Annotated in this window: 19 protein-coding genes; 9 read left to right on the forward strand and 10 right to left on the reverse strand. The window is 67.9% G+C overall.

The genetic code is table 11. The features are described from left to right. Window positions 1-30: 30 nt before the first annotated feature. On the reverse strand, window positions 31-1398 hold the full coding sequence (gene murC / locus RAH40_RS09580) for a UDP-N-acetylmuramate--L-alanine ligase (protein WP_306601881.1): 1368 nt from the start codon (window positions 1396-1398) through the stop codon (window positions 31-33). A 126-nt stretch (window positions 1399-1524) separates the two neighbouring features. Between murC and RAH40_RS09585 the strand changes: the two genes are divergently transcribed. Continuing rightward, window positions 1525-2391 (forward strand): hypothetical protein, encoded by an 867-nt coding sequence (locus RAH40_RS09585; RefSeq protein WP_306601882.1) that lies wholly within the window; start codon window positions 1525-1527, stop codon window positions 2389-2391. Between the two features lie 13 nt (window positions 2392-2404). Beyond that, window positions 2405-4189, forward strand: a complete 1785-nt coding sequence (locus tag RAH40_RS09590) for a CocE/NonD family hydrolase (protein ID WP_306601883.1) — start codon at window positions 2405-2407, stop codon at window positions 4187-4189. Here RAH40_RS09590 and ribD read toward each other — a convergent pair. From ribD to RAH40_RS09620, 6 genes are all read right to left on the reverse strand, one after another. Beyond that, a complete protein-coding gene (ribD, locus tag RAH40_RS09595) occupies window positions 4186-5289 on the reverse strand; it encodes a bifunctional diaminohydroxyphosphoribosylaminopyrimidine deaminase/5-amino-6-(5-phosphoribosylamino)uracil reductase RibD (protein ID WP_306601884.1) in 1104 nt (367 codons plus the stop codon). The two genes, RAH40_RS09590 and ribD, sit on opposite strands and share 4 nt — an antisense overlap. Further along, complete coding sequence (locus tag RAH40_RS09600; protein WP_306601885.1) at window positions 5289-6539, reverse strand: porin; 1251 nt, start codon at window positions 6537-6539, stop codon at window positions 5289-5291. The genes ribD and RAH40_RS09600 overlap by 1 nt, the downstream gene beginning before the upstream one ends. A gap of 36 nt (window positions 6540-6575) precedes the next feature. Next, window positions 6576-7781, reverse strand: coding sequence for a bifunctional 3,4-dihydroxy-2-butanone-4-phosphate synthase/GTP cyclohydrolase II (locus RAH40_RS09605; RefSeq protein WP_306601886.1), 1206 nt, complete (start codon window positions 7779-7781; stop codon window positions 6576-6578). A 74-nt stretch (window positions 7782-7855) separates the two neighbouring features. Further along, window positions 7856-8080, reverse strand: a complete 225-nt coding sequence (locus tag RAH40_RS09610; RefSeq protein ID WP_306601887.1) for a non-oxidative hydroxyarylic acid decarboxylases subunit D — start codon at window positions 8078-8080, stop codon at window positions 7856-7858. A 33-nt stretch (window positions 8081-8113) separates the two neighbouring features. Next, window positions 8114-9577: a non-oxidative hydroxyarylic acid decarboxylases subunit C gene (locus RAH40_RS09615; RefSeq protein WP_306601888.1), complete on the reverse strand. Its 1464-nt coding sequence runs from the start codon at window positions 9575-9577 to the stop codon at window positions 8114-8116. A 210-nt stretch (window positions 9578-9787) separates the two neighbouring features. Further along, on the reverse strand, window positions 9788-10672 hold the full coding sequence (locus tag RAH40_RS09620; RefSeq protein ID WP_306601889.1) for a LysR substrate-binding domain-containing protein: 885 nt from the start codon (window positions 10670-10672) through the stop codon (window positions 9788-9790). Between the two features lie 454 nt (window positions 10673-11126). On the opposite strand from RAH40_RS09620, the gene RAH40_RS09625 reads away from it, so the two are divergent. The 4 genes from RAH40_RS09625 (at window position 11127) to RAH40_RS09640 (ending at window position 16014) form a co-directional block, all read left to right on the forward strand. Further along, window positions 11127-12572, forward strand: coding sequence for an SLC13 family permease (locus RAH40_RS09625; RefSeq protein WP_306601890.1), 1446 nt, complete (start codon window positions 11127-11129; stop codon window positions 12570-12572). 67 nt (window positions 12573-12639) lie between these two features. Next, on the forward strand, window positions 12640-13239 hold the full coding sequence (locus RAH40_RS09630) for a UbiX family flavin prenyltransferase (RefSeq protein ID WP_306601891.1): 600 nt from the start codon (window positions 12640-12642) through the stop codon (window positions 13237-13239). Beyond that, window positions 13232-14542 carry an NAD(P)/FAD-dependent oxidoreductase gene (locus tag RAH40_RS09635; RefSeq protein WP_306601892.1) on the forward strand — a complete coding sequence of 437 codons (1311 nt, stop codon included), beginning with the start codon at window positions 13232-13234 and terminating at the stop codon, window positions 14540-14542. The genes RAH40_RS09630 and RAH40_RS09635 overlap by 8 nt, the downstream gene beginning before the upstream one ends. Beyond that, window positions 14539-16014: a UbiD family decarboxylase gene (locus RAH40_RS09640; RefSeq protein WP_306601893.1), complete on the forward strand. Its 1476-nt coding sequence runs from the start codon at window positions 14539-14541 to the stop codon at window positions 16012-16014. The genes RAH40_RS09635 and RAH40_RS09640 overlap by 4 nt, the downstream gene beginning before the upstream one ends. 38 nt (window positions 16015-16052) lie before the next feature. Here the strand turns inward: RAH40_RS09640 and RAH40_RS09645 are convergent, their stop codons facing one another. After that, window positions 16053-16784 carry an ABC transporter ATP-binding protein gene (locus RAH40_RS09645; protein ID WP_306601894.1) on the reverse strand — a complete coding sequence of 244 codons (732 nt, stop codon included), beginning with the start codon at window positions 16782-16784 and terminating at the stop codon, window positions 16053-16055. A gap of 208 nt (window positions 16785-16992) precedes the next feature. Between RAH40_RS09645 and RAH40_RS09650 the strand changes: the two genes are divergently transcribed. Together RAH40_RS09650 and RAH40_RS09655 are read left to right on the forward strand one after the other, a co-directional pair. Next, window positions 16993-17418 (forward strand): MarR family winged helix-turn-helix transcriptional regulator, encoded by a 426-nt coding sequence (locus RAH40_RS09650; RefSeq protein ID WP_306601895.1) that lies wholly within the window; start codon window positions 16993-16995, stop codon window positions 17416-17418. Beyond that, window positions 17415-18971 (forward strand): DHA2 family efflux MFS transporter permease subunit, encoded by a 1557-nt coding sequence (locus tag RAH40_RS09655; RefSeq protein ID WP_306601896.1) that lies wholly within the window; start codon window positions 17415-17417, stop codon window positions 18969-18971. The genes RAH40_RS09650 and RAH40_RS09655 overlap by 4 nt, the downstream gene beginning before the upstream one ends. 572 nt (window positions 18972-19543) lie before the next feature. Here the strand turns inward: RAH40_RS09655 and ltrA are convergent. Both ltrA and RAH40_RS09665 read right to left on the reverse strand, forming a co-directional pair. Further along, window positions 19544-20863, reverse strand: coding sequence for a group II intron reverse transcriptase/maturase (gene ltrA, locus RAH40_RS09660; RefSeq protein WP_306597942.1), 1320 nt, complete (start codon window positions 20861-20863; stop codon window positions 19544-19546). Between the two features lie 701 nt (window positions 20864-21564). Then, the gene (locus RAH40_RS09665) at window positions 21565-22116 is read right to left on the reverse strand and encodes a TetR/AcrR family transcriptional regulator (RefSeq protein ID WP_306601897.1); all 552 of its coding nucleotides are present in this window, start codon (window positions 22114-22116) and stop codon (window positions 21565-21567) included. Between the two features lie 83 nt (window positions 22117-22199). On the opposite strand from RAH40_RS09665, the gene RAH40_RS09670 reads away from it, so the two are divergent. Then, window positions 22200-23135, forward strand: coding sequence for an oxidoreductase (locus RAH40_RS09670; protein WP_306601898.1), 936 nt, complete (start codon window positions 22200-22202; stop codon window positions 23133-23135). Window positions 23136-23171: the final 36 nt, after the last annotated feature.

Consider the following 23171-nt stretch of genomic DNA (forward strand, 5'->3'; position numbering starts at 1 on the left):
CGGCCCGCTGCGAAGCGGGCCGCTGCCGTTTCAGGGCAGGGCCAGGAAGGAGGGACCGGCGGTGGTGATGGTGCCGGCGCCCATGGTGATGACCAGGTCGCCCGCTTCCGTGAGTCCGTCCAGGACCTTGGCCAGGTCGTCCACCCGGGGCACGTAGCTGGCGTCCCGCTGGCCGTGGGCCAGGATGGCGTCCACGACCGAGCGGCCCGTGAGCCCGGGGATCGGCGGCTCGCTGGCGGCGTAGATGTCGGTGACCAGCACCACGTCCGCGTCGAAGAAGGCCCGGCCGAACTCCTCCAGGAGGGCCTGGGTGCGGGAATAGCGGTGGGGCTGGAAGGCCACCACGATGCGCTTGTCGGGGAAGCCCTTGCGGGCGGCGGCCAGGGTCGCGGCGATCTCGGTGGGGTGGTGGCCGTAGTCGTCGATGACCGTGACCCCCTTGCGCTCGCCCTTCTTCTGGAAGCGCCGGTCGGCGCCGGTGAAGCTGGCGAGGCTGGCGCGGATGACGTCCCGCTCCACGCCGAGTTCCAGGGCCACGCCGATGGTGGCCAGGGCGTTGAGGACCATGTGGTGGCCGGGGACCCCGATGGAGAACTCCCCGAGATCCTCCCCGAAGGCCCGCACCCGGAAGAGGGCGCGCCAGCCCTCCATGCGGATGTCCAGGGCGCGGATGTCCACCTGGGGGTTGGTGCCGTAGGTGCGCACCTGGCGCTTGAGGCGGGGCCGCAGCATGGCCACGTTGGGGTCGTCCATGCACACGAAGACCGAGCCGTAGAAGGGCACCTTGTTCCCGAACTGGGAGAAGGCGTCCATGATCTCGGCCAGGTCCCTGTAGTGGTCCAGGTGCTCCCGGTCCACGTTGGTGATGACGCCGATGGTGGGGGACAGGAGCAGGAAGCTGCCGTCGGACTCGTCGGCCTCGGCCACCAGGAAGGGGCCCTTGCCCAGCTTGGCGTTGCTGCCGATGGCGCCCAGCTTGCCGCCGATGACGATGGTGGGGTCGATGCCGCCCTGGCTGAGCACCTGGGCCACCATGCTGGTGGTGGTGGTCTTGCCGTGGGAGCCGGCGATGGCGATGCCGTACTTCATGCGCATGAGCTCGGCGAGCATCTCGCCCCGGGGGATCACGGGGATCTTGGCGGCCCGGGCGGCCACCACCTCGGGGTTGTCGCCCTTCACGGCGCTGGAAATCACCACAACCTGGGCGCCCTCGATGCATTTCGCATCATGCCCGACGGCCACCTGGACCCCCAGGCCGGAAAGGCGCTGGGTGACCGCGCTCTCCTTGAGGTCCGAACCGCTCACCTGGTAGCCCAGGTTCACGAGCACCTCGGCGATGCCCGACATCCCGATGCCGCCGATGCCCACGAAATGGATATGCTGGATTTTCCCGAACACCTTCGACTCCCTGCAGATATATTCCAGGATACCTTCAAGGGGCGTAAACCAAGGCCCCCAACCGAGGATCTTTTACCCCGGAACCGCTCGATGGCGACATCCGATTCCCCATCCAGGGAGCAACCCATGCGAACCGCAGCCCGCCCCGCACTTGCCGTTCTCGCCCTGGCCCTGGCCGGAAGCGCCCTCCTGGCCCAGAAATCCGGCCCAGCCACGGAAAGGCGCACCATGGAGCCCCGGTCCATGCCCAGCCCGCCCCCGGCCCCGGCCCCGCCCGCGTCCCAGGACACCCGGACCTTCACGCCCGGCGCGCAGCGCGGGGAGGGCGGAGCCCACCGGGGATCCCACCCCGGCGTGCAGCACACCGTTCCCCGCGGCATGGTCCGCGTCGACCGCCCCAGGACCTTGCCCCCCCCGTCGTCGTCCCAGGTCCTGATCCCCCGGGCCACCCCCAGGGTCAGGCTGTGGCCGGAGACCTCGTACTGGCAGACCCGGGACATCATGGGAGAGATCCAGCACATGGCCCGCAGGGGCTTCATCCCCGTGACCGCCGGGGGCGAAGCGGAGGAGATCGTCGGGTCGTCCTACTTCCCGGCCGGCTGGAGGGCCTACGCCTTCGTGGTCCCCGGCAAGCAGAAGCTCCACGTGCGGCTCCACCACTCCAACGAAGGCTGGTTCCGCCTGGCCATGGTGGACCGGTGGGGCCAGCTGCGCGAAGGCATGCTCCAGAACCTGATCCCCACGGGCAACCCCGAGGTCTCCTACACCAACCCGGTGGACCTGGCCAACACCGTCTACGTCATCGTGGACGACCCGGGCTGGATGGCCACGAAGGAGAACCCCTTCACCCTCAAGGTGGACCGCAGCTGGGATCCCAAGGCGACTCCGGCGCCCGCGCTGCCGGCGGTCATGGGCATCTGGGCCCAGGCCAAGCTCGAGGTGAAGGAGCCGACCCCCGCGGACACCGAAGCGGCCAAGGCCCCCGCCCCATGACGGCGGGCAGGGCATGAGGCCCTGGCTCCCCCTGCTGGCCCTGGCGTCCCTCCAGGCCCCGGCCCAGGGCGTGCCCTGGATCCGTGACCACTACGTCAAGCGCGAGGCCATGGTGCCCATGCGGGACGGCGTGCGGCTGTTCACGGCCATCTACACGCCCCGCGCGGCGCAGGGGAAGCTGCCGGTCCTCATGGAGCGCACCCCTTACGGGGCCGGTCCCTACGGCGAGGACACCTTCCCGGACACCCTGGGGCCCTCGGAGCTCTTCGCCCGCGAGGGCTTCATCTTCGTCTACCAGGACGTGCGCGGGCGCATGCGCAGCGAAGGGACCTTCGTGGACCTGACCCCGGTGCTGGACGGCGCGGGGGTGGACGAGGCCACCGACACCCGCGACACCGTGGACTGGCTGCTGAAGAACGTGCCCTCCAGCGGCAGGGTGGGCCAGTGGGGCATCAGCTACCCGGCCTTCTACGCCGCCGCGGCCCTGGCGGGGGCGCACCCCGCCATGAAGGCCGTCTCGCCCCAGGCCCCCATCGCCGACTGGTTCGCGGGGGACGACTTCCACCGGAACGGGGCGCTCTGGCTGCCCCACCTCTTCAACTTCATCGCCGATTTCGGCCGCCCCCGTCCGCATCCCACGGAGAAATGGCCCACGCCCTTCCGGCACGGCACCCGGGACGGCTACGCCTTCTTCCTGGCCATGGGACCCCTCACGGGGGCCAACGAGCTTTACCTCAAGGGGGGCATCCCCTTCTGGAACGACGTGATGGCCCACGGCACCTACGACGCCTTCTGGAAGGCCCGCGACCTGCGGCCCCACCTCAAGGACGTCCGCCCCGCCGTCCTCACCGTGGGGGGCTGGTTCGACGCGGAGAACCTCTTCGGCACCCTTCAGGTGCACAAGACCCTGGACCGCCAGAGCCCGGCCACCGACCACCGGCTGGTCATGGGCCCCTGGTTCCACGGGGGCTGGGGCCGGAGCTCCGGGGAGCGCCTGGGCGGCGTGGAGTTCGGTTCGGCCACCTCCACGTTCTACCAGGCCCGCATCGAATTCCCGTTCTTCATGCACCACCTCAAGGACGCGCCCGACCCCCACCTTCCCGGGGCCTACGTCTTCCAGACCGGGTCCAACGCCTGGCGCCGGTTCTCGAGCTGGCCGCCCCAGGAAGCCAGGCCCGTGAGCCTCTGGTTCCAGGCCGGGGCCCGCCTGGGTTTCAAGGGCCCCGGCCCGGAGGGCGCCGCGTCCTACGTCAGCGACCCCGCCCACCCCGTCCCCTTCTGGGACGGGGTGGACATCGGCATGCCCAAGGAGTACATGACCGCCGACCAGCGCTTCGTGGACGGCCGGCCCGACGTGGCCACCTTCAGCACGGCCCTCCTGGAAGGCGACCTTCCGGTGGCCGGCCCCGTCCGGGCCGACCTCTGGGTCACCACCACCGGCACCGACGCCGACTGGGTGGTCAAGGTCATCGACGTGCGCCCCGACGGATGCGAGCAGCTGGTGCGGGGCGAGGTCATGCGCGGGAAGTTCAGGAACAGCTTCGAGCGCCCCGAGCCCTTCGTCCCCGGCCGGCCCACCCGGGTGGCCTTCGCCCTCAACGACGTGTGCCACACGTTCCTCAAGGGCCACCGCCTGATGGTCCAGGTGCAGAGTTCCTGGTTCCCCCTCATGGACCGCAACCCCCAGGTCTTCACCGACATCTACCACGCCAAGCCGGAGGATTTCCGGAAGGCGGAGCAGCAGATCCTGGTCGGGGAGAAGCATCCCTCAAGGCTGGTGCTGGGCGTGCTGCCTTAGGGCCGGTTCAGGACCTCCCAGGTGCCGCCGGGAATCGCCACCCTGAGCCGGGTCCGGCCCGCCCAGCGCAGCACCGGGTCCTTGAACAGCGGCACGGCCGGGCCTTCCCGGCGGAACCGGTGGAACTCGTCCACCAGGTCCAGGGCCAGGAGGCTGCGGGCCAGGTCCCCGCCCCCCTCGAAGAGGACCCTGCCGGCGCCACGGGCGGCCAGGTTCCGCAGGAGGCCGTCCAGGCTGAGGCCGTTGGGCCCGGGACCGGGGCGGAGGTCCTCCACGCCCTGCAGGGGGAGGGCGGCGTCCAGGGTGGCGCGCAGGACGGGCTGGTGGTCCAGGGGCCGCCATACCCGGCGGAAGGGGTCGAGGCTGGCGCCGGCGTCGAGCACCACGCGCCTCAGGAGGCGGTGCGGAGGGGCGGGGACGGGCCAGCCGTCCCGGAGGCTCGGGTCCCGCACTTCGGCCGTCCTGCGTCCGATGACCACGGCCTCCGCGCAGCGGCGCACGGCCTGGCCGATGTGCTTCACGGGAGGCGGGCGGTCCCCGGGATCGAGGATGAAGGACACCCAGGGCAGCCCGGTGCCGATGAGCTTGAAGAAGGGTGCGTGGAAGGCCGCGCAGGACGGTCCCAGGACGCCCACGGTGACCCGGACGCCCCGGTGCCTCAGGAGGGCGATGCCGCCGCCGTCCACGCGGGGATTGGGGTCCCTGACGCCCACCACCACCCGCGCGAGCCCCGCCTTCAGCAGGGCCGCGGTGCAGGGCGGCGTCCTGCCCTGGTGGCAGCAGGGCTCGAGGGTCACGTAGGCCGTGGCCCCCTGGGCGGTCTCCCCCCGGGCCTCTGCGTCGGCCAGGGCCGCGACCTCGGCGTGGGGACCTCCGGCCCGGAGGTGGGTTCCGGTTCCGATGACCCGGCCCCCGCTGACGATGACGCACCCCACGGGCGGATTGGGGCTGGCCAGCCCCACGCCCTCCTGGGCCGCGGCCAGGGCCATGGCCATGAACCTGGCGTCCCCTTCAAGCCCCGAGGGATCGGGCCAGGGCCCCCCGGTGGCGGCGCTCCAGAGGAGCGCCGCCTCGCGGGGGGCCAGGGCGCCCGCGTCCATCAGAACGCGTAGAGCAGGCCCATGCCGAAGCCTTTGGTGCTGGCGCCGGGGGCGACGGTGCCCGGGGAGGGGAACACCGCGTAGGAGGCGGAGCGGTCGTTGTTCATGCCGTAGTAGGACACGAAGAGGTCCGCCGCCCTGCTGAGCGAATAGGTATAGCCCAGCGAGAACTGCCGCCCGGCGAGGCCGTCGGTGGAGGCGGAGGCGCCGCCGACCTTGGTGCAGCTGCCGGCCGAGGCCTGGCCGAAGGACGCGAAGAGCTGGTGGGGCCCGAAGCGCTGCTGGACCAGCGCGTACCAGGCGGTGCGCTTGTACTGGTTGACGTTGCCGACCACGGTGTCGTTCGTGTCGTAGGTGAGGTTTTCGACGATGCCCGAGATCTTGGTGCCCGTGGAGAAGGTCCAGGACGCCACGAGCTCCTGCCCCTCGTCGTGGGAGGAGGCGTTGGTCAGGGTCGCGCCGGCGGCGCCGCCCAACTGGGAGAGGCCGAAGTAGTCGTTGTGGCGCTCGTAGCCCAGGCTCACCACCAGCGGGCCGCTGCGGTAGGACACCAGGCCCGACAGGATGTCCGGGCTGATGGAGGGCGCGGTGGGGGAGGCCACGGTCCGGCCCTCGTTGACGGAGTAGGCGAGGCGGAAGCTGAGCCCGCTCATGTCGGGGCTCCAGTACTGCACGCTGTTGCCCTGCCGGCGGTTGAAGGCGGCGTCGGCCTTGCCGTTGATGCGGCCGGTCTGGGTGGTGGTGCCGGGGACGTTGAAGCCGGGGCTGGTGGTCAGGACGTTGTCGAAGGGGCTCAGGCCGCGCAGGGGGCCCACGGCCAGGAGGGGGAACTTGTAGGGGGTGTCCCAGTTGCCGTAGAAGACCGTGCCCCATGCGCCCTCCAGGCCCAGGCGGCTGTTGCGCCCGGCCAGGGTGTTGGGGGCGTCGCCGTCGGGGCTCACGGCGCTCTCGATCTGGAAGATCACCTTGAGATCGCCGCTGACGGGCAGGGAGCCCCGGAAGCCCAGGTTCGAGGTGCCCGAGGTGATGCGGTTGCGGGAGGGCAGGTTGATGCCGGTGTAGGCCGAGGCCGGCACGAGGCTCGCGCCGCCGGTGGCCGGGGACAGTCCCGGGGCGGTGGCGCCGGAGGTCTGCACGTTGTCCAGGAAGGGCAGCAGGGTGCCGTAGATCTGTACGGGGCCGGCCTGCGCGAAGACCAGGGCGGGGAAGGCGCAGGCTCCCGCCAGGCAGGTTGCGATTCGCTTGTTCATGGGGTTTCCTCTCGGTTGTCTCGTTGGGGGGCGGGGCTACACCATGCTCAGAAGGTGCCCCATCTTCCGCTTCTTGGTGAGGAGGTACCGGACATTGCTCGTCCTCGACGCCACTTCGATGGAGACGCGCTCCACCATGCGCAGCCCGTACCCCTCCAGGCCGATGATCTTCTTGGGGTTGTTCGTCATGAGCTTCATCTCGACCACGCCGAGGTCCCGGAGGATCTGGGCGCCGACCCCGTAGTCGCGGAGGTCGGCCTTGAAGCCGAGCTTCTCGTTGGCCTCCACGGTGTCCATGCCCTTGTCCTGGAGCTCGTAGGCCTTGATCTTGCTGCCCAGGCCGATGCCACGGCCCTCCTGGCGCATGTAGAGGACGATTCCCGAGCCTTCCTCCTCGATGAGCCGCAGCGCGGCCTGGAGCTGTTCGCCACAGTCGCAGCGCATGGAACCGAAGGCGTCCCCGGTCAGGCATTCGGAGTGGACCCGCACCAGGACGGGCACCGAGGGATCGATCTCCCCCTTCACCAGGGCGATGTGGGTCTTTCCGCTGACCCCGTCCAGGTAGGCGATGGCCCGGAAGTCCCCGCCGACGCGCAGGGGCATGGAGGTCTCCCCGAGGCGGGTGATGCTCCGCTCGTTGCGCAGGCGGAAGGCGATGAGGTCCTGCACGGAAATGATCCGCAGGCCGTGGACGGCGGCGAAGACCTCCAGGTCCGGCATGCGGGCCATGGTGCCGTCCTCGTTCATGATTTCGCAGATCACCCCGGCCGGGGCCAGGCCGGCCAGGCGCGCCAGATCGACGGATCCCTCCGTCTGGCCCGTCCGCACCAGCACGCCTCCGTCCTTGGCGATGAGGGGAAACACATGGCCCGGATGGACGAGGTCCTCGGGGACCGCATGGGCGTCGACGGCCGTGCGTATGGTCGTGGCGCGGTCGAAGGCGGAAATGCCGGTCGTGACCCCTTCCCGGGCCTCGATGGAGACGGTGAAGGCCGTCTGGAAGGGCGAGGAGTTGTCGGAGACCATGGGAGCGAGGCCCAGCGAGGCGGCCTTCTCCCGGGTGAGGCTCAGGCAGACCAGGCCCCTGCCGTGCGTGGCCATGAAATTGATGGCCTCGGGCGTGACGTGCTCGGCGGCGAGGGTGAGGTCGCCCTCGTTCTCGCGGTCCTCGTCATCCACGAGGATGACCATCCTTCCGTTCCGGATGTCCGCGATGGCATCCTCGATGCGCGACAGTGTCATGGGCTTGGGCCTTTATTGCTGGTGGCGGGGGCAGGGGGGCCGGAAGCCCCCCTGCCCTGCCGGGTCGTACGTTCCTAGGCCTTGAGGGGCGGAACGGGGGGGATCACGAGCATGTTGGGGATGCTCTCGGGCTTGATCTTGAACTTGGCGTTGTAGCGCTTGGGATCGGTCTTGTCAGGCGTCTCGGTGGAGCGCCAGGAATAGGTGCAGGTGTTGCAGATGTACATCTCCCAGGCGTTCCCCACGGGGGATTTCGTCAGGAGTTCGACCTTGTCGGTGTCGCAGCGCGGGCAGATCATGGTGGATCCTTTCGGTTCACGGTTCGGAATGGGTTACTTGCGGGCGGCCTTCACGAGCTGGGAGATGATCTCCTCCCACTTCGCGGTGCCGGCGGGGGGCGTCAGGAGCTCGGTCTCGCGGGAGACGATCTCGGGGGCCTTGGGGGTGGTGGCGTCGATGATGAGCTTGTTGTGCATGCCCGGGGGGTTGGACGACGGATCGAGGGGCATGCCGGGGCAGTTCTTGATGATGCTGACGTCCTTGTCGGGATCGACGCGGGTCGTCATGGCCCACATGACCTGCTCGAGGTTGAACGGATCGACGTACTCGTCCACGACGATGATGATCTTGTTGTAGGCCATCCCGTGCGGGGTGGTGAGCAGGCGCATCGCGACGGCCTTGCCGAACCCGCCGAAGCGGACCTTGGTGGAGACGATGACGCCGATGCCGTGGGTGTACATGGCGTTCACGGCCTGCACTTCGGGGAAGGTGTCCTTGAGCATCTTGTAGAGGGGCACCGACGTGTTCAGCGCCATGAGGTAGTCGATCTCCGACCAGGGGATGCCCAGGTAGAGGTTCTCGAAGACCGGGTTCGCGCGGTAGGAGATGGCGGTGATCTTGACCACGGCCTGGAGGCGCGCGCCGGAGTAGGAGCCGGGGAACTCGCCGAAGGGGCCTTCGCACTCGCGCACGCGGGGCTCGATGTAGCCCTCGATGCAGATCTCGCAGCCGGCGGGGATCTCGAGGCCCAGGGTGGCGGACTTGGTGATCTCCATGGGCACGCCGTTGTTCAGGGCGCCGACGTAGTCGTACTCGGACTGGTCGTAGCGGATGGGCGTGGAGGCCATGAAGGTGGTGATGGGGTCGCAGCCCAGGCAGATGGCGATGGGCACGGGCTTGTTGAGGGCCTCGGCCTTGCTCAGCTGGATGCCGATGTCATGGAACGGCAGGGCCTGGATGCCCAGCTTGTCCTTGCCCTTGACCTGCATGCGGTAGGTGCCGAGGTTGGTCTTGCCGTAGCTGGTGGGATCCTCGGGGTCCGCGGAGACGATGCAGGCCTTGGAGAGGAAGCAGCCGGAGTCGTAGGTGTTGATGCGGTAGAGGGAGATGATGTCGAAGATGTTGATGTTCTCGGTGACGGTGTTCTCGTTCACCGGGGCGTTGGTCACGCGCTTGGGGCCGACGGGGTACATGTCCCAGCGGCGGGACAGTTCGAGGAACTGCTCCTTGACGGGCGTGTCCTTGTCCATGCCCATCATGAGGGCGTGGTTGGCCCAGCTGCCGTGGACGTTGGTGACGACGGGGTTCGCGTAGCCCTTGACCTTCTCGAAGAGCACGGCGGGGCCGTTCTTCAGGTTGGCCGAGGCGCGGCCGGCGGCGCCGATCTCCTCGGGGTCGACCTCGTCCTTGATGCGCACCAGCTGGCCTTCGGCCTCGAGGGTGACCAGGAACGAGCGGAGATCGTGGTAGGCCTTGGTGCTGCCCGTCTTTCCGGACGGGACCTGGATGTCTTTCAAACCGGCTTCTGACATTGAAGGTTCTCCAATTCTGGCGGTTGGTAGATGAGGTGATCCGAGTTTCAGCGAATGCTCCCCCTGGATCTCCGGGGGCCCTCCTGGGATTCCAGCCCTGCTGTTCATGGATGCAGGACCAGAATTCTCCGGAGCGCCGGGAGCGTCCAATACATATTTGCTGACCAAATGATCGTCAATTACGATCAACCGCGTTCAGCGCGGGAAGAGCTCGCCCAGCTCCGTGATGAACTTGTGGAGCAGCGGCGAAACGTTGTCGCTGCGCCACACCGCGCTCACGGCGATCTCCGGGCGGGGCTCCGCCAGCGGCCGGTAGATGACGCCCTTGATCTGGATCGCCTTGAAGGATTCCGGGACCAGCGCGATGCCGAGGTCCGCCCCCACGAGCATGAGGCCCGTCTGGATCATGCGAACGCACTGGATGTTCGCGGGCTTCACGCCGGCCTTCCGGTACGCGTCCGCCACCGTCTCGTAGTAGCCCCGCCGGGGATGGCGCGAGGGCGTGATGATCGTCTCGTCGACCAGGTCCCTGATATCGACGTGGTCCGAGGCGGCGTAGGGAGGCCTGTCGGGAAGGGCGGCGATGAGGGGCTCCCGGCAGATCTCGAGCACGCCGAAGCCTTCGTCGAGGACTTCCGAGATGGTGATGCCGATGTCCAGCTGACCCCGGGCCAGTTCCTCCATCTGCTCGCCGGGGCCCAGCTCGCGCAGTTCCAGCTGCGCGGCGGGGATCACCTCCTTGAAGTGCTTCAAGGTCGCCGGCAGCACCTTCATCGCCGCCGTGCTGATGAAGCCGATGGCGACCATGCCGGCGTCGCCCCGGCCCACGCCCCGGGCCTCGTGGACCGCCATGCAGGCGTTGTCCGCCATCACCCGCGCGCGGGCGTAGAACACCCGGCCCGCGGCCGTGAGCGCCACATTGCGGTTGTTGCGCTCGAAGAGGAGGGTGCCGATCTCCTCCTCGAGCTGGTGGATCGCCTGGCTGAGGGCCGGCTGGGCCACATGGACCCGCTCCGCGGCCTTGCGGAAATGGAGTTCCTCCGCCGTGGCGATGAAATATTTGAGTTGCCTGAGTTCCATGGCTCACCATCTCGCCGTGAAGCGGGTGTTGGAGGGGCTTGGATTGCTATTCCCTCTTCCTTTCATTTCGACTTTCCGGAACGTTTCATCATAGGACACGCAGATCGTCTTATGGCAAAGGGAGGGGCGATAGATATTTTGTATCAATCACCCATCCAATTTGTATTGGACGCATTTCGGGCGGGCGGCCATGTTGCCATACATACCCGGATTCCCGGGAGGAAGAAGATCCTCTCCCCGATTCAAGACTCATGCGCCTTCCGCGTGGGCCGGAATCGCGGTCTGGACCCTTGCTGCTCGATTGGAGCGCGCCGCGCACAACCCTCCGCGCCGGCCGCAGCTTGAAAGGAAGTACCGGTTCCCCGGGGACACCGTTCATGGATGCACAACTTGAACCGTTCCCGGCGCCGCCCGTAAAGTCCCTTTCCCCCCAACTCATCCAAGGAGTCCCATCGTGGCCAATGAGCCCACAACGGCCGGAGCGCCGCCAGCTCCGCCCTCGTTCTTCACCCGCTACAAACGGGAAATCGGCGCCCTCCTCGGCATCTTCGTGTGCCTCCTGGTGTGGTTCGCCATGCCCGCGGGCCCCGCCCTCACCCCCGAAGGCCGCAAGTGCCTCGCACTCAGCCTCCTGGCCGTCATCTGGTGGGCCATGGGGGTGGCCCACCCGGGCTTCACGGCCCTGTTCCTCCTGCTGTCCTGGGTGCTCACCAAGGCGGCTCCGCCCGCGGTCGTCTTCCGCCTCTGGACGACGCCCCTGATCTACATCGTCGTCGGCGGCTACATGATCGCCGCGGCCGTGGAGAACTCCGGCCTGGGCAAGCGCATCGCCTACAACTTCATCCTGAAGTACGTGAACAGCTTCACCAGCATCGTGGCCTCGGGCTACATCCTGGGGCTGATCCTCAGCTTCATGATCCCCCACCCCTGGCCCCGCTCCTTCATGATCATGGCCGTCATGGGCATCATCATCAAGGCCACCAAGCTCGAGCCCAAGTACGCCGCCTCCATCGGCCTGTCAGTCTTCGCGGGCTCGGTCCCGATCTCCATGATCCTGCTCACCGGCGACAGCGCCATCAACGTCGTGGCCATGAACTACGCCGGCATGGAGGCCAGCTGGCTGAAGTGGGCGCTCTACATGGGCGTCCCCGGCGTCATCGCCAGCCTCCTCACCTTCTTCATGCACGTCACGATCTTCAAGGCCCCCAAGGACTTCAAGATCCAGAAGGAGGAGATCCGCGAGCAGCTGAAGGGCCTGGGCGCCATGAACCGCGCCGAGAAGGTCGTCATCACCTGGGTCTCCATCGCCATCCTGTTCTGGGCGACGGACTTCCTGCACCACATCCACCCCGGCTGGATCGCCCTGGGCGCCGGCATCATGCTGAGCATGCCCACCGTGGGCGACGTCCTCAAGGCCCCGGACTGGAACAAGTTCGGCCTGGGCACCCTGTTCTTCCTCACCGCGGCCCTGGGCATCGGCACCGTGGGCGGCGTGACGGGCATGAACAAGTGGCTGGCCGGCGTCCTCCTGCCCAGCACGGTACCCAGCAACATCTACGTGCTGGCCCTCATGGTCACGGTCTTCGCCATCCTCATCCACATGTGCCTGGGCAGCGTCCTGGCGGTGATGGGCATCGTCACGCCCACCATCGTGGCCTTCACGGCGGCGTCGGGCCTCAACCCGCTGGTTCCCGCCCTGCTGGTCTACACCGCGGTGGGCATGCACTTCGTGCTCCCCTTCCACCACATGAACGTGCTGGTGGGTTCCGGGGGCGAGACCGGAGGCAAGTACACCGACATGGAAGTGGTCAAGTTCGGCATCCCCATGACCGCCATCGTCCTCTTCACGACCGTCTTCGTGGAGATCACCTGGTGGAAGATCATCCACCTGATCAAGTAGCAATCCGGACACCGGCGTCCCCCGGGCCCCTGGGCCCGGGCGGACGCCCCTTGCAAAGAGCCTCCCCATGGAAACCTCCGAGAAGAAACGCCTCGTCGTGGGCATCAGCGGCGCCAGCGGCGCGATCCTGGGCATCGACCTGCTGAAGGTCATGCAGGGGTTCCCCGACTGGGAGACCCACCTGGTCGTCTCCAACGGCGGCCGGCGCACCATCGCCCACGAGACCCCCTACAGCATGGAGGAGGTGGCCGCCCTGGCCACGCGCATGCACCCCATCGAGGACGTGGGCGCCCTCGTGGCCAGCGGCACGTTCAAGACCGCCGGCATGGTGGTGGTGCCCTGCAGCATGAAGACCGTGGCCGGCATCGCCACGGGCTACTCCGAGAACCTGCTCCTGCGCGCGGCCGACGTGGTCATCAAGGAGCGCCGCAAGCTCGTGCTGGTGGCCCGGGAATCGCCGCTCAGCCCCGTCCACCTGCGCAACATGCAGGCCGTGACGGAAATGGGCGTGATCCTCCTGCCGCCCGTGCTCACCTTCTACAACCATCCCACGTGCATCGAGGACATGACCCGCCACATCGTGGGCAAGTGCCTGGATGTCTTCGGCCTGGAAATGCCCAGGTTCAGGCGCTGGGACGAGGAACTCACCGCCGCCTCCAATGGGTAGCACCTGGATCGTCCTGGGGGGCGGGATCTCCGGCCTCCTCGCGGCGTGGCACCTCCAGCGGCAGGGCCGGGACGTGGAGCTGTGGGAGGCCTCCGGGGCGCCGGGAGGCTTCGCGCAGACCCTGCCCTGGCCCGGGCCCTTGGGCGAGCCGGGCTTCCTGGAGCGCGGGCCCCAGGGTCTGCTGGTCTCCAAAGGCAGCGCCCTCCAGGACCTCCTGGCGGAACTGGGCGTGAAGGTCCTGGCCAAGGCCCCGCGCGGGCCCCGCTGGCTGGGCCGGGACGGAAGGAGGCACGCGAGCCCCGCGTCGCTTTCCGGACTCCTGCATGCCCCCGGCCTCTCCCTGGCGGAGAAGCTCCGCATCTTCGCCGAGCCCTTCATCCCCCCCGGGGGAAGGGAGGACGACACCCTCCAGACCTTCTTCGCCCGCCGCGTGGGCGCGGGGTTCGCCCGGGAGCTCCTCCCGGCCCTGGTGGCCGGGGTCCTGGCGGCGCCGCCCCAGCGCATCGGCATGGACGCCATGCCCCGGCTGAAGCGCATGGAGGCCCTGGGCGGCCTGTTCCGCGGCGGGCTCGCCCTGGGCCCGGAGAAGACCGTGCACCTCGCGGGAGGCACGGGGGCCCTGGCCCGCGCCCTGGCCGCCAACCTCCGCGGCCTGAAGCTCGACTGCCCGGCCCGCGCCCTGGAGCCCCTCCCCGGGGGCGGCTGGCGGGTCCGGGGCGACGGCGTCTCCCGGGACGCCGCCCAGGTGGTGCTGGCCGTTCCCGGCGGGACCGCCTCCGAACTCCTGGCGCCCCTGGCCCCGGACGCCGCGCGGATCCTGGCGGGCCTGGACCGCCTGGACCTCACGGTGTGGCACAGCCGGCATCCCGCCGTTCCCGGCTGGGAGCGGGGCATGGGCCTCCTGGTCCATCCTCCGGAGGGGCGCGGGCTCATGGGCGTGATCTCGCTGGCCGCGGACGACCCCCGCGGCGTCCCCGGCCTCACGCAGCTGCGCACCTACGTCGGGGGCGCGTTCCCCACGGATCCGGCCCTGGGGCGCTGGCCCGGCGTGTTCGACGAGCTTCGCCGCTGGCTTCCGGAACTGACCGGTCCCGTCCAGGTGCGTCCCGAGCACACCCCCCGGGCCTTCAATCTGCTGGGCCCCGGCCACCGGGAGCGCGCGGCGCGCGTCCTCGACGGCCTTCCTCCGGGCCTCCACTGGCTGGGCTCGGCCCGGTCCGGCCCCAGTCTCAAGGACCTTGCCCAGGCCATCGGGGCCTGGGCCGGCGACCTCCCCACCCACCTTCAAGGAGAAATGGCATGACCCCCGCAGCAACCGTCACCACCGTCCACGACCTCCGCTCCGCCCTGGACCTGCTCCAGGAGCACGAAGGCCAGCTCATCCAGACCGACGTCGAGGTCGACCCCAACGCCGAGCTCTCGGGCGTCTACCGCTACATCGGGGCGGGCGGCACCGTCATGCGGCCCACCAAGCTCGGGCCCGCGATGATCTTCAACACCATCAAGGGCTACCCCGGCCACCGCGTCGCCATCGGCCTGCTCGCCGACCGCAAGCGCGTGGCCCTGCTCCTGGGCACCACCGTGGACCGGCTGGGCGCGCTCCTCTGCGGCGCCCTGGACAAGCCCATCGCCCCCACCGTCGTCAAGGCCGGCGGCGCCGTGTGCCAGGAGGTGGTCCACAGGGCCACCGACCCCGGCTTCGATCTCCGCACCCTCGTCCCCGCCCCCACCAACACCCCCGAGGACGCCGGCCCCTTCATCACCATGGGTCTGTGCTACGGCAAGGATCCCGAGAACGGCCAGGAGGACGTGACCATCCACCGCCTCTGCGTCCAGGGCAGGGACGAGATCTCCATGATGTTCGTCCCCGGGCGGCACCTGGACGCCTTCCGCATCAAGGCGGAGAAGTCCGGAAAGCCCCAGCCCATCTCCATCAGCATCGGCCTGGACCCCGCGGTGTACGTCGCCGCGTGCTTCGAGGCCCCCTCCACGCCCCTGGGCTTCAACGAGCTGGGCATCGCCGGCGCGCTGCGGGGCAAGGCCGTGGAGGTGGTGGAGTGCCTCACGGTGGACGCCAAGGCCATCGCCCACGCCGAGATCGTCATCGAGGGCTTCCTCCAGCCCGACGTTCGCGTCGTGGAGGACCAGAACAGCCACACCGGCAAGGCCATGCCCGAGTTCCCCGGGTACAACGGCCCCGCCCACCCGAGCCTGCCCGTCATCAAGGTCACGGCCGTCACCCACCGGATCAACCCCATCATGCAGACGGCCATCGGCCCCTCCGAGGAGCACGTGAACCTGGCGGGCATCCCCACCGAGGCCTCCATCATCACCATGGTGGGCCGCGCCCTGCCCGGCTTCCTGCAGAACGTCTACGCCCACCCCTCGGGCGGCGGCAAGTACCTCGCCATCCTCCAGGTGAAGAAGGCCGTGCCCTTCGACGAGGGCCGCCAGCGCCAGGCCGCGCTCCTGGCCTTCTCGGCCTTCTCCGAGCTCAAGCACGTGATCCTGGTGGACGAGGACGTGGACCCCTTCGACACCAACGACGTGCTGTGGGCCATGACCACCCGCTTCCAGGCCGACGCCGACGTGGTCGCCATCCCCGGCGTGCGCTGCCACCCCCTGGACCCCTCCCAGACCCCCGAGATGAGCCCCTCCATCCGCGGCAAGGGCATCACGTGCAAGGCCATCTTCGACTGCACCGTGCCCTTCGAACTGAAGGCGAGGTTCCAGCGGGCGCAGTTCATGGACGTCGACTACAAGCGGTTCCTGTAGGCAGGAAACGGGCCGCCCCAGGGCGGCCCGTTCTCCTTTCAGATCCTCAGGTTCGCCAGGTGCTGGGCGCTTGAGATGGGCTCGTTGGGCTCGTCGTGGATGACCTGTCCGTCCAGGAGCTTGATGATGCGGTGGGCGTGGCGGGCGATGTCCTCCTCGTGGGTCACCAGGATGATGGTGTTGCCCTTCTGGTAGAGCTCCTCGAACAGCGCCATGATCTCCACGCTGGTGCGGGTGTCGAGGGCGCCGGTGGGCTCGTCGGCCAGGAGGATGGAGGGGTTGTTCACCAGGGCCCTCGCGATGGCCACGCGCTGGCGCTGGCCGCCGGAGAGCTGGTTGGGCATGTGGTCGGCGCGGGGCCCGAGGCCCACGGCCTCCAGGGCCTGGAGGGCCTGCGTGTGCCGCTCCTTGCTCTTCACGCCGCCGTAGATGAGGGGCAGCTCGACGTTCTGCAGGGCGGTGGTGCGGGCCAGGAGGTTGAAGGTCTGGAAGACGAAGCCGATCTCCTCGTTGCGGATCTTGGCGAGGTCGTCGTCGGTCATGGCCGAGGCCAGCTTCCCATTAAGCTCGTAATGACCGGCCGAGGGTGTATCGAGACACCCGATGACATTCATCATGGTGGACTTGCCGGACCCGGAGGGGCCCATGATGGCCACATATTCCCCGCGGTGGATGTCCAGGGAGACGCCGTCCAGCGCGCGAACCTCCATGTCCCCCATCTGGTAGTACTTCTTGATGTCCTTGAGCCGAATGAGGGGGGAGTCTGTCATGAACAACCTCAGGAAGGGCCGTGCCTCGTGAAATGATGCTCTGGTGGGGCCTGCCCCACAATGGGTCTTCGGGACTGTGCCTATCGGGTTTAGACCCGGGTTCCGGCCATCTGTTTAAGGATAGCGGGGATTGGCCGTAATCGATGGTTGACTCGAACCACCAATTCCCTAATATGGTTGTCATAGTCAACCATCTCCGGGGCCTGCCATGGAAATCGAGCAGATCTGCAGGGTGTTCGGCGTGCTCCACCGGCACTCGCTGGACCACATCGCCGGCTTCGCCCGGGAGCTGGGCATCAGCGCCGTGGACTGCATCTTCCTGCTGTTCGTCTTCGCCAACGAGGGGATCAACCAGGAACAGCTTTCGGCCCTCCTGACCATCGACAAGTCCGCCACCGCCAAGGCCATGAAGTCCCTGGAGCGGGCCGGCTACATCCAGCGGACCCAGTCGAGCCAGGACCGGCGCGCCAAGAACGTCTTCTCCACCGAAAAGGCCCGGGGCATCCAGCCCCTGATCAAGGCGGACCTCCGGGCCTACATGGAGGCCGTCACCCGGGAGGTGAGCCCCGGGGACCTGGACATCACCCTGCGGACCATCGAAGCCGTCACGAACCGGCTTCCGGCCAGGCCATGAGTGCCCCGGGCGGGTCCTACAAGTGGCTCGTGGGCTTCACGTGCCTCCTGGGCATCTTCATGGAGGTGCTGGACACCTCCGTGGCCAACGTGGCCCTCTCCAACATCCAGGGCTCCTTCGCCGCAGGCACCGACGAGGTGACCTGGGTCATCACCAGCTACCTGGTGGCCAACGCCATCATCCTGCCCATCACGGGCTGGCTCGGCAACTTCTTCGGGCGCAAGCGCCTCTACCTGACCTGCCTGGGCATCTTCACCCTGGCCTCGCTGGGCTCGGGGGCCGCCCAGTCCCTGTCCTTCCTGATCTTCATGCGGGTGGTCCAGGGCCTGGCCGGGGGCGCCATGGTGCCTTTGTCCCAGGCCATCACCTTCGAGGCCTTCCCCTCCGAGGAGCAGGGCTACGCCGCCGCCATCTACGGCATCGGCGCCATCTGCGGCCCCATCCTGGGCCCTCTGCTGGGGGGCTGGATCACGGACAACTGGTCCTGGCCGTGGATCTTCTACATCAACATCCCGGTGGGCCTCGTGGCCTTCGTGGCGGCCATGGCCTTCGTGAAGGACCCTTCCTACCTGGAGAAGCCCAAGGGCCGGGTGGACTACTGGAGCCTGCTGTTCATCGCGGTGGGGCTGGGGTGCCTGGAGCTCTTCCTCAACCGGGGCGAGCGCTACGACTGGTTCGCCAGCACGATCGTCCAGGTCTTCCTGGGCCTGGCGGTGCTGGGCATCGCGCTCTTCATCTGGCGCTCGCTGACGGCCGAGAACCCCCTGGTGGACCTGCGGATCTTCCGTCTGCCGGAGTTCTCCGGCGGCATGGCCCTCATCTTCGTGGCGGGCATGGGCATGTACGGCACGTTCATCTGCGTCCCCATCTTCGTGCAGACCTTCCTGCACTTCACGCCCACCTGGGCGGGCATCGTGCTGGCCCCGGCGGGCGCGTGCTCCATGCTCGCCATGGCCCTGGCGGGCTTCCTCGTGGGCAAGGTGCACGTGCGGATCCTCGTGGGCGCCGGGTTCGTGAGCATGAGCGCGGGGGTGTGGCTCCTCACCCGCATCAGCCTCTCCACGGACGTGGCCTTCCTGGCCCTGGCCATGTGCATGTTCGGTTTCGGCATGGGCCTCGTCCTGGTGCCCATCGGCAGCGAGTCCATCCGGCGCATCCCGCCGCAGCTGGTGGGCACGGCCACGGGCATGTTCAACCTCATGCGCAACGAGGGCGGCAGCGTCGGCATCGCCCTGTGCACCACGGTGCTGGCCCAGCGGGCCCAGTTCCACCATGCGCGCCTCGCCGAGCACGTCACGATGTTCAACCCGGGCCTGCAGCAGCGCGGCGTGGCGCTGGTGCGGGGCTTCTTCCCCAAGGCCGGCCTCGACCCCGCCTCCATGCCGGGACTGGCCGCGGGCCTGGTGGGCGCGGAGGTGAACCGCCAGTCCTATCTCCTCAGCTTCATCGACATCTTCGCGTTCCTGGCGGCGTCGCTGGCCGTGGCCCTGCCCCTGGTGCTGCTCATGCGGCACTTCAGGAGCGACGGCAAGCACCGCCCCATGGTGCACTGAGCCCGGATTCTGCAGTTGAAGTCCCAGGGCTCAGATTTGTAGGCGGTCTCCACCCCAGCACGCGCTGTCGAGGGGAGATGGAGGAGACGAATGGCGGGTGAGGAAATCCCTTATTTTTGATTCTTCACGGATCTGAGTGAAGACCTCGACCCACACTCACTCTGGCTTGTTTCTGGAGAGGACCCTGGATCGGCCTTTTGAAGGCCGTCATGACCCACTTCATTCAGACACGTTGAGACGAAAAGCCTATCGCCGAGGCGCCGAGGGGCCGAGGTTCGCCGAGAAAAGATCTTTTTTTTCTTCGGCGATCCTCGGCTGCCTCGGCGCCTCGGCGATAGGCTCTTCGTTGGAGTTCTCCGGATTCATCGGGAAACAGTTCGGCAGCAGTGCACTTGCTCCTCAAGCGCATCGCCTACGGTTACCGGGATGAGGCCTGCTTCTTCCTCAAGATCCGTGCGGCTTTCCCCGGTAATCCGTGAAGAACCCTTATTTTGAGTCGGGTAGGCCGGGGAGCTTGCGCCCCCGGCCCCCCTCAGATCCGGACGTGCGGGACTACCGCATCCGGCTCCTCGTCACGGTCGCTGAGGACGTAGTTTCGATGCGTAACTGATGGCTGGGGCCAGTGGGAACCGAGCCAGAAGCTTGTTCATGCGATCCCAGGTCATGCGGGCCCGCTGGGACCTCCGGTTGAGCCATCCACGCCACCTTCGCCCAACTTCATAGCGGAAGTGCGCCAGGGCCCTGGAGTTCCCCGTGATCCCGTAATACCTGAAGTGACCGACCAGTTTCTGGTTGATCGTCCGCCATTGCTCGCGCACCGGGAGGTGGCGGTGTTTGGCCATCCACTCCCCGATCTTCGTGAGCGCCCGACTCATCCGGCTCTTCGCGGTCTTCCGCTTCACCACCCACCGGCCGTTCTTGGCCGTGGCCCAGTAGTGGGTGAATCCCAGGAAGTCGAAGTGGCCTGGTCCCCCATTGGGGTCCCTGGGCTCCCTCGGCTTCCAGAACTCCACCAGCCGGGTCTTATCCGGGTGGATCGTCAGGCCATACCGCTCGAACCGCTTGGGCAGGACTTCCATAACCCGCTTGGCATCCTCCTCCTGGGCAAAGCCCATCACGAAGTCGTCCGCGTAGCGCACCAGGAAGGCCCGACCCCGGAGTCGGGGCTTGACCTCCCTTTCAAACCACACGTCCAGCACCTCGTGGAGGTAGATGTTGGCGAGCATCGGACTGACCACCCCGCCCTGGGGCGAGCCGGTTTCCGGGTGCGTGATGCATCCTTTCTCCAGCACGCCCGCGTTGAGCCATTTGCCGATCAGGCGCCTCAGAACGCCGTCCTTCATCCGCAGGTCAAGGATTTCCCGCAGCTTCCCGTGGTCCAAAGTATCGAAATACTTACGGATATCCACGTCAAGCACCCAGCCTCCCCCCATGTCCATCAACCCCTGCCAAATCGCCTCCAGCGCCATGTGCGCGGAGCGCCCGGGCCTGAACCCGTAGGAGCAGTCCAGGAAGTCCTGCTCATAGAGCGGTTCCATCACCATCACCACGGCCCTTTGCAGGACCTTGTCTTCGAAGGCGGGAATGCCCAGGGGGCGTTGGCTGCCATCCCCTTTCGGGATGTAGGTTCTCCGGACTGGAGGGGCCTTGTAGGTGTCGCCGTTCTTAGCCCGGTTCAGGAGGCTCTGGAGGTTGGACTCCAGGTTTTCCCCGTATTCCTTGCCCGTCACGCCGTCCACCCCGGTCGCCCCATCCTTGCGGGTGCGCCCGAAGGCTTCCTTCATCCAGTCCAGGTCCATGTGGTAGGCCAAGGAGGTGAAAGCCACCTCCGGGTGGATCCTGGCCAGTTCTGCGATCCGTTGTTGTTTCGTGGAGACGCTGTTGGATGTCATTGCACCCATTATCTTTCCCTTCAACGGTTCCGTGATCCGGCAGCTCCTTGGCTCCAGCGGGTCCCGGCGGCCCGGTTCCCCGCGATCATCGCTACTATGAGCTGCTCCGACTTCCGGCCACCCCTCCCGCGCTCCTTCGTTTCCTTCAGTTTGCGGTACCGCCCTGTGCCGGCTGTTCGCTCCCGCCGGGGGCGGCACCCCCCGGCGAGCCTGGGTTCGTTTTACGTGGCTTCCCTCACCACTGGGTTGTTGGCGGAGATGGCTGGATCTCCCAGGTTCCTGGGGAACCCCTGTGCACGTGCCCTGCTCTATGACCCCGGTGGGACCCTACGGTCAGGCCCTTGCGACCTTCGGGTGCTGTCTTCCGATCGGAGAACGGCGTCGACTCCCACGGTTGGATGCTTTCGGGGCTCCATCACACGGCCCATGCACTCCCTGTCTACGCTTCACGAGGTCGGTCGCCCTTCCCCACGCAAGACTCGGTTCCGGCTGCTGGCCAGCTTTGCCGGGCGGGGCTTGCTGCCTCCCCGCTGGGCTCCATTGCGAGGTTTCAGTCTGTCTTAGGTCATCCATCCTCCTCGCCCAGGCTTGGCCTGGCGCACTCCCCGTCCATCCCCGTTAATCCCCGGCTGGTTCTTTTGGCCGGTCTACTGCAGAATCCGGGCTGAGAGGGTGTCTGCTAAAAGGAAGGCCCCCTCCGACTACTGGATCGTGAGAGTCAGCAGGGTGTCGAGCATGCCCCTCAGCTCGTCCACGTCCCGCGCCTCGGCCTTGAAGCCCCTCGCCGAGGCCGCCAGCACCCGGGCGATGCCCGCCAGGGCCGCGTCGTCCCGGGCCTCGAGGGCGGAGACCCGCCGGAGGATGGGGACCAGCAGGGCCTCGAAGGCGGCGAAGCCCTTGGCCTTCACGTCCTCGGCGAAGGCCAGGCCGCAGCTGGCCAGGTCCCGGGCGTCGGGCGAACCCTGCATCATCCGGAAGGGCTGCACGATCCAGCACTCGAAGGCGAAGCGCAGCTGCTCCAGGGGGGTCGGGCGCTCAGGGAGGCCCCGCTCGATCTCCGCCAGGGTCCGGGCCATGAATTCGGCCATGGAGCTCTCGAAGACCTTCTCCTTGTTGCAGAACCGCAGGTAGAGCGCGGGCCGGGAGATGCCGGCGGCCTCGGCGATGTCGCCCATGGTGGTGCGGCGGAAGCCGTAGCGCACGAAGACGGAGGTCGCGGCCTCGATGATCTGCTGGTCCCTTTCTTTGCCCATATCCCAGGGTTGACATTTTTTGGAGAAATGTCAACCTTGGTCGTGATGACAATTTTCGTCAAATCGTCAAGAAAGGACAAACCATGACTTCCAAGGGAATTCCCCAGGCCTGGGGCGTAGCGGACATCCCCGACCAGACCGGCCGGGTGGCCCTGGTGACCGGCGCCAATTCCGGCACCGGCCTGGAGGCCGCCAAGGCCCTGGCGGGCCGCGGCGCCCACGTGATCCTCGCCTGCCGCCGGCTGGAGCGGGCCCTGGGCGCCGAGCAGTCCATCCTCGCCGCCCACCCCGGGGCCTCCCTGGAGCGCGTGGAACTGGACCTGAGCTCCCTGGACTCGGTGGGCGAGGCCGCCCGCACCGTGCTCAAGCGCCACGGCAGGCTGGACCTCCTCATCAACAACGCCGGCGTGATGATCCCCCCCTTCAGCCGCACCTCCGAAGGCTTCGAGCTGCAGTTCGGCACGAACCACCTGGGCCACTTCGCCCTCACCGGCCACCTGCTGCCCCTGCTCCAGGCGACCCCGGGCTCCCGGGTGGTGACCATGAGCAGCGGCGCCCACAAGTTCGGGCGGATCCGCTTCGAGGACCTGCAGTTCGCCCGGGGCTACAAGGCCTGGGCCGCCTACGCCCAGTCCAAGATCGCCAACCTGATGTTCACCTTCGAACTCCAGCGGCGCCTGGCCCGGGCCGGGAGTTCCACCCTGGCGGTGGCGGCCCACCCCGGCTGGTCCCGCACGGAACTCCAGCGGCACGCCACGCGCAACCCCTTCATGCGCTTTTTCATGACCACGTTCGGCGCCTTCCTGAGCCAGGACGCCGCCCAGGGGGCCCTGCCCCTGCTCCGGGCCGCCGTGGACCCGGAAGCGGCGGGGGCGGCCTACTACGGCCCCGCCGAATATGCCGAGATGGTCGGCGCGCCCGTGCGGGTCAGGCCCAGCGCGCGCGCCGTGGACGAGGAGGTCCAGGGCCGGCTCTGGAAGATCTCCGAGCGGCTCACCCAGGTCGCGTACCCCGTGTAGGCGGCCACCGGTTCCGTTATCATGGAGGCTCACCTC

This window comes from Geothrix sp. 21YS21S-2 (genome assembly GCF_030846775.1).
Classification (GTDB): domain Bacteria; phylum Acidobacteriota; class Holophagae; order Holophagales; family Holophagaceae; genus Mesoterricola.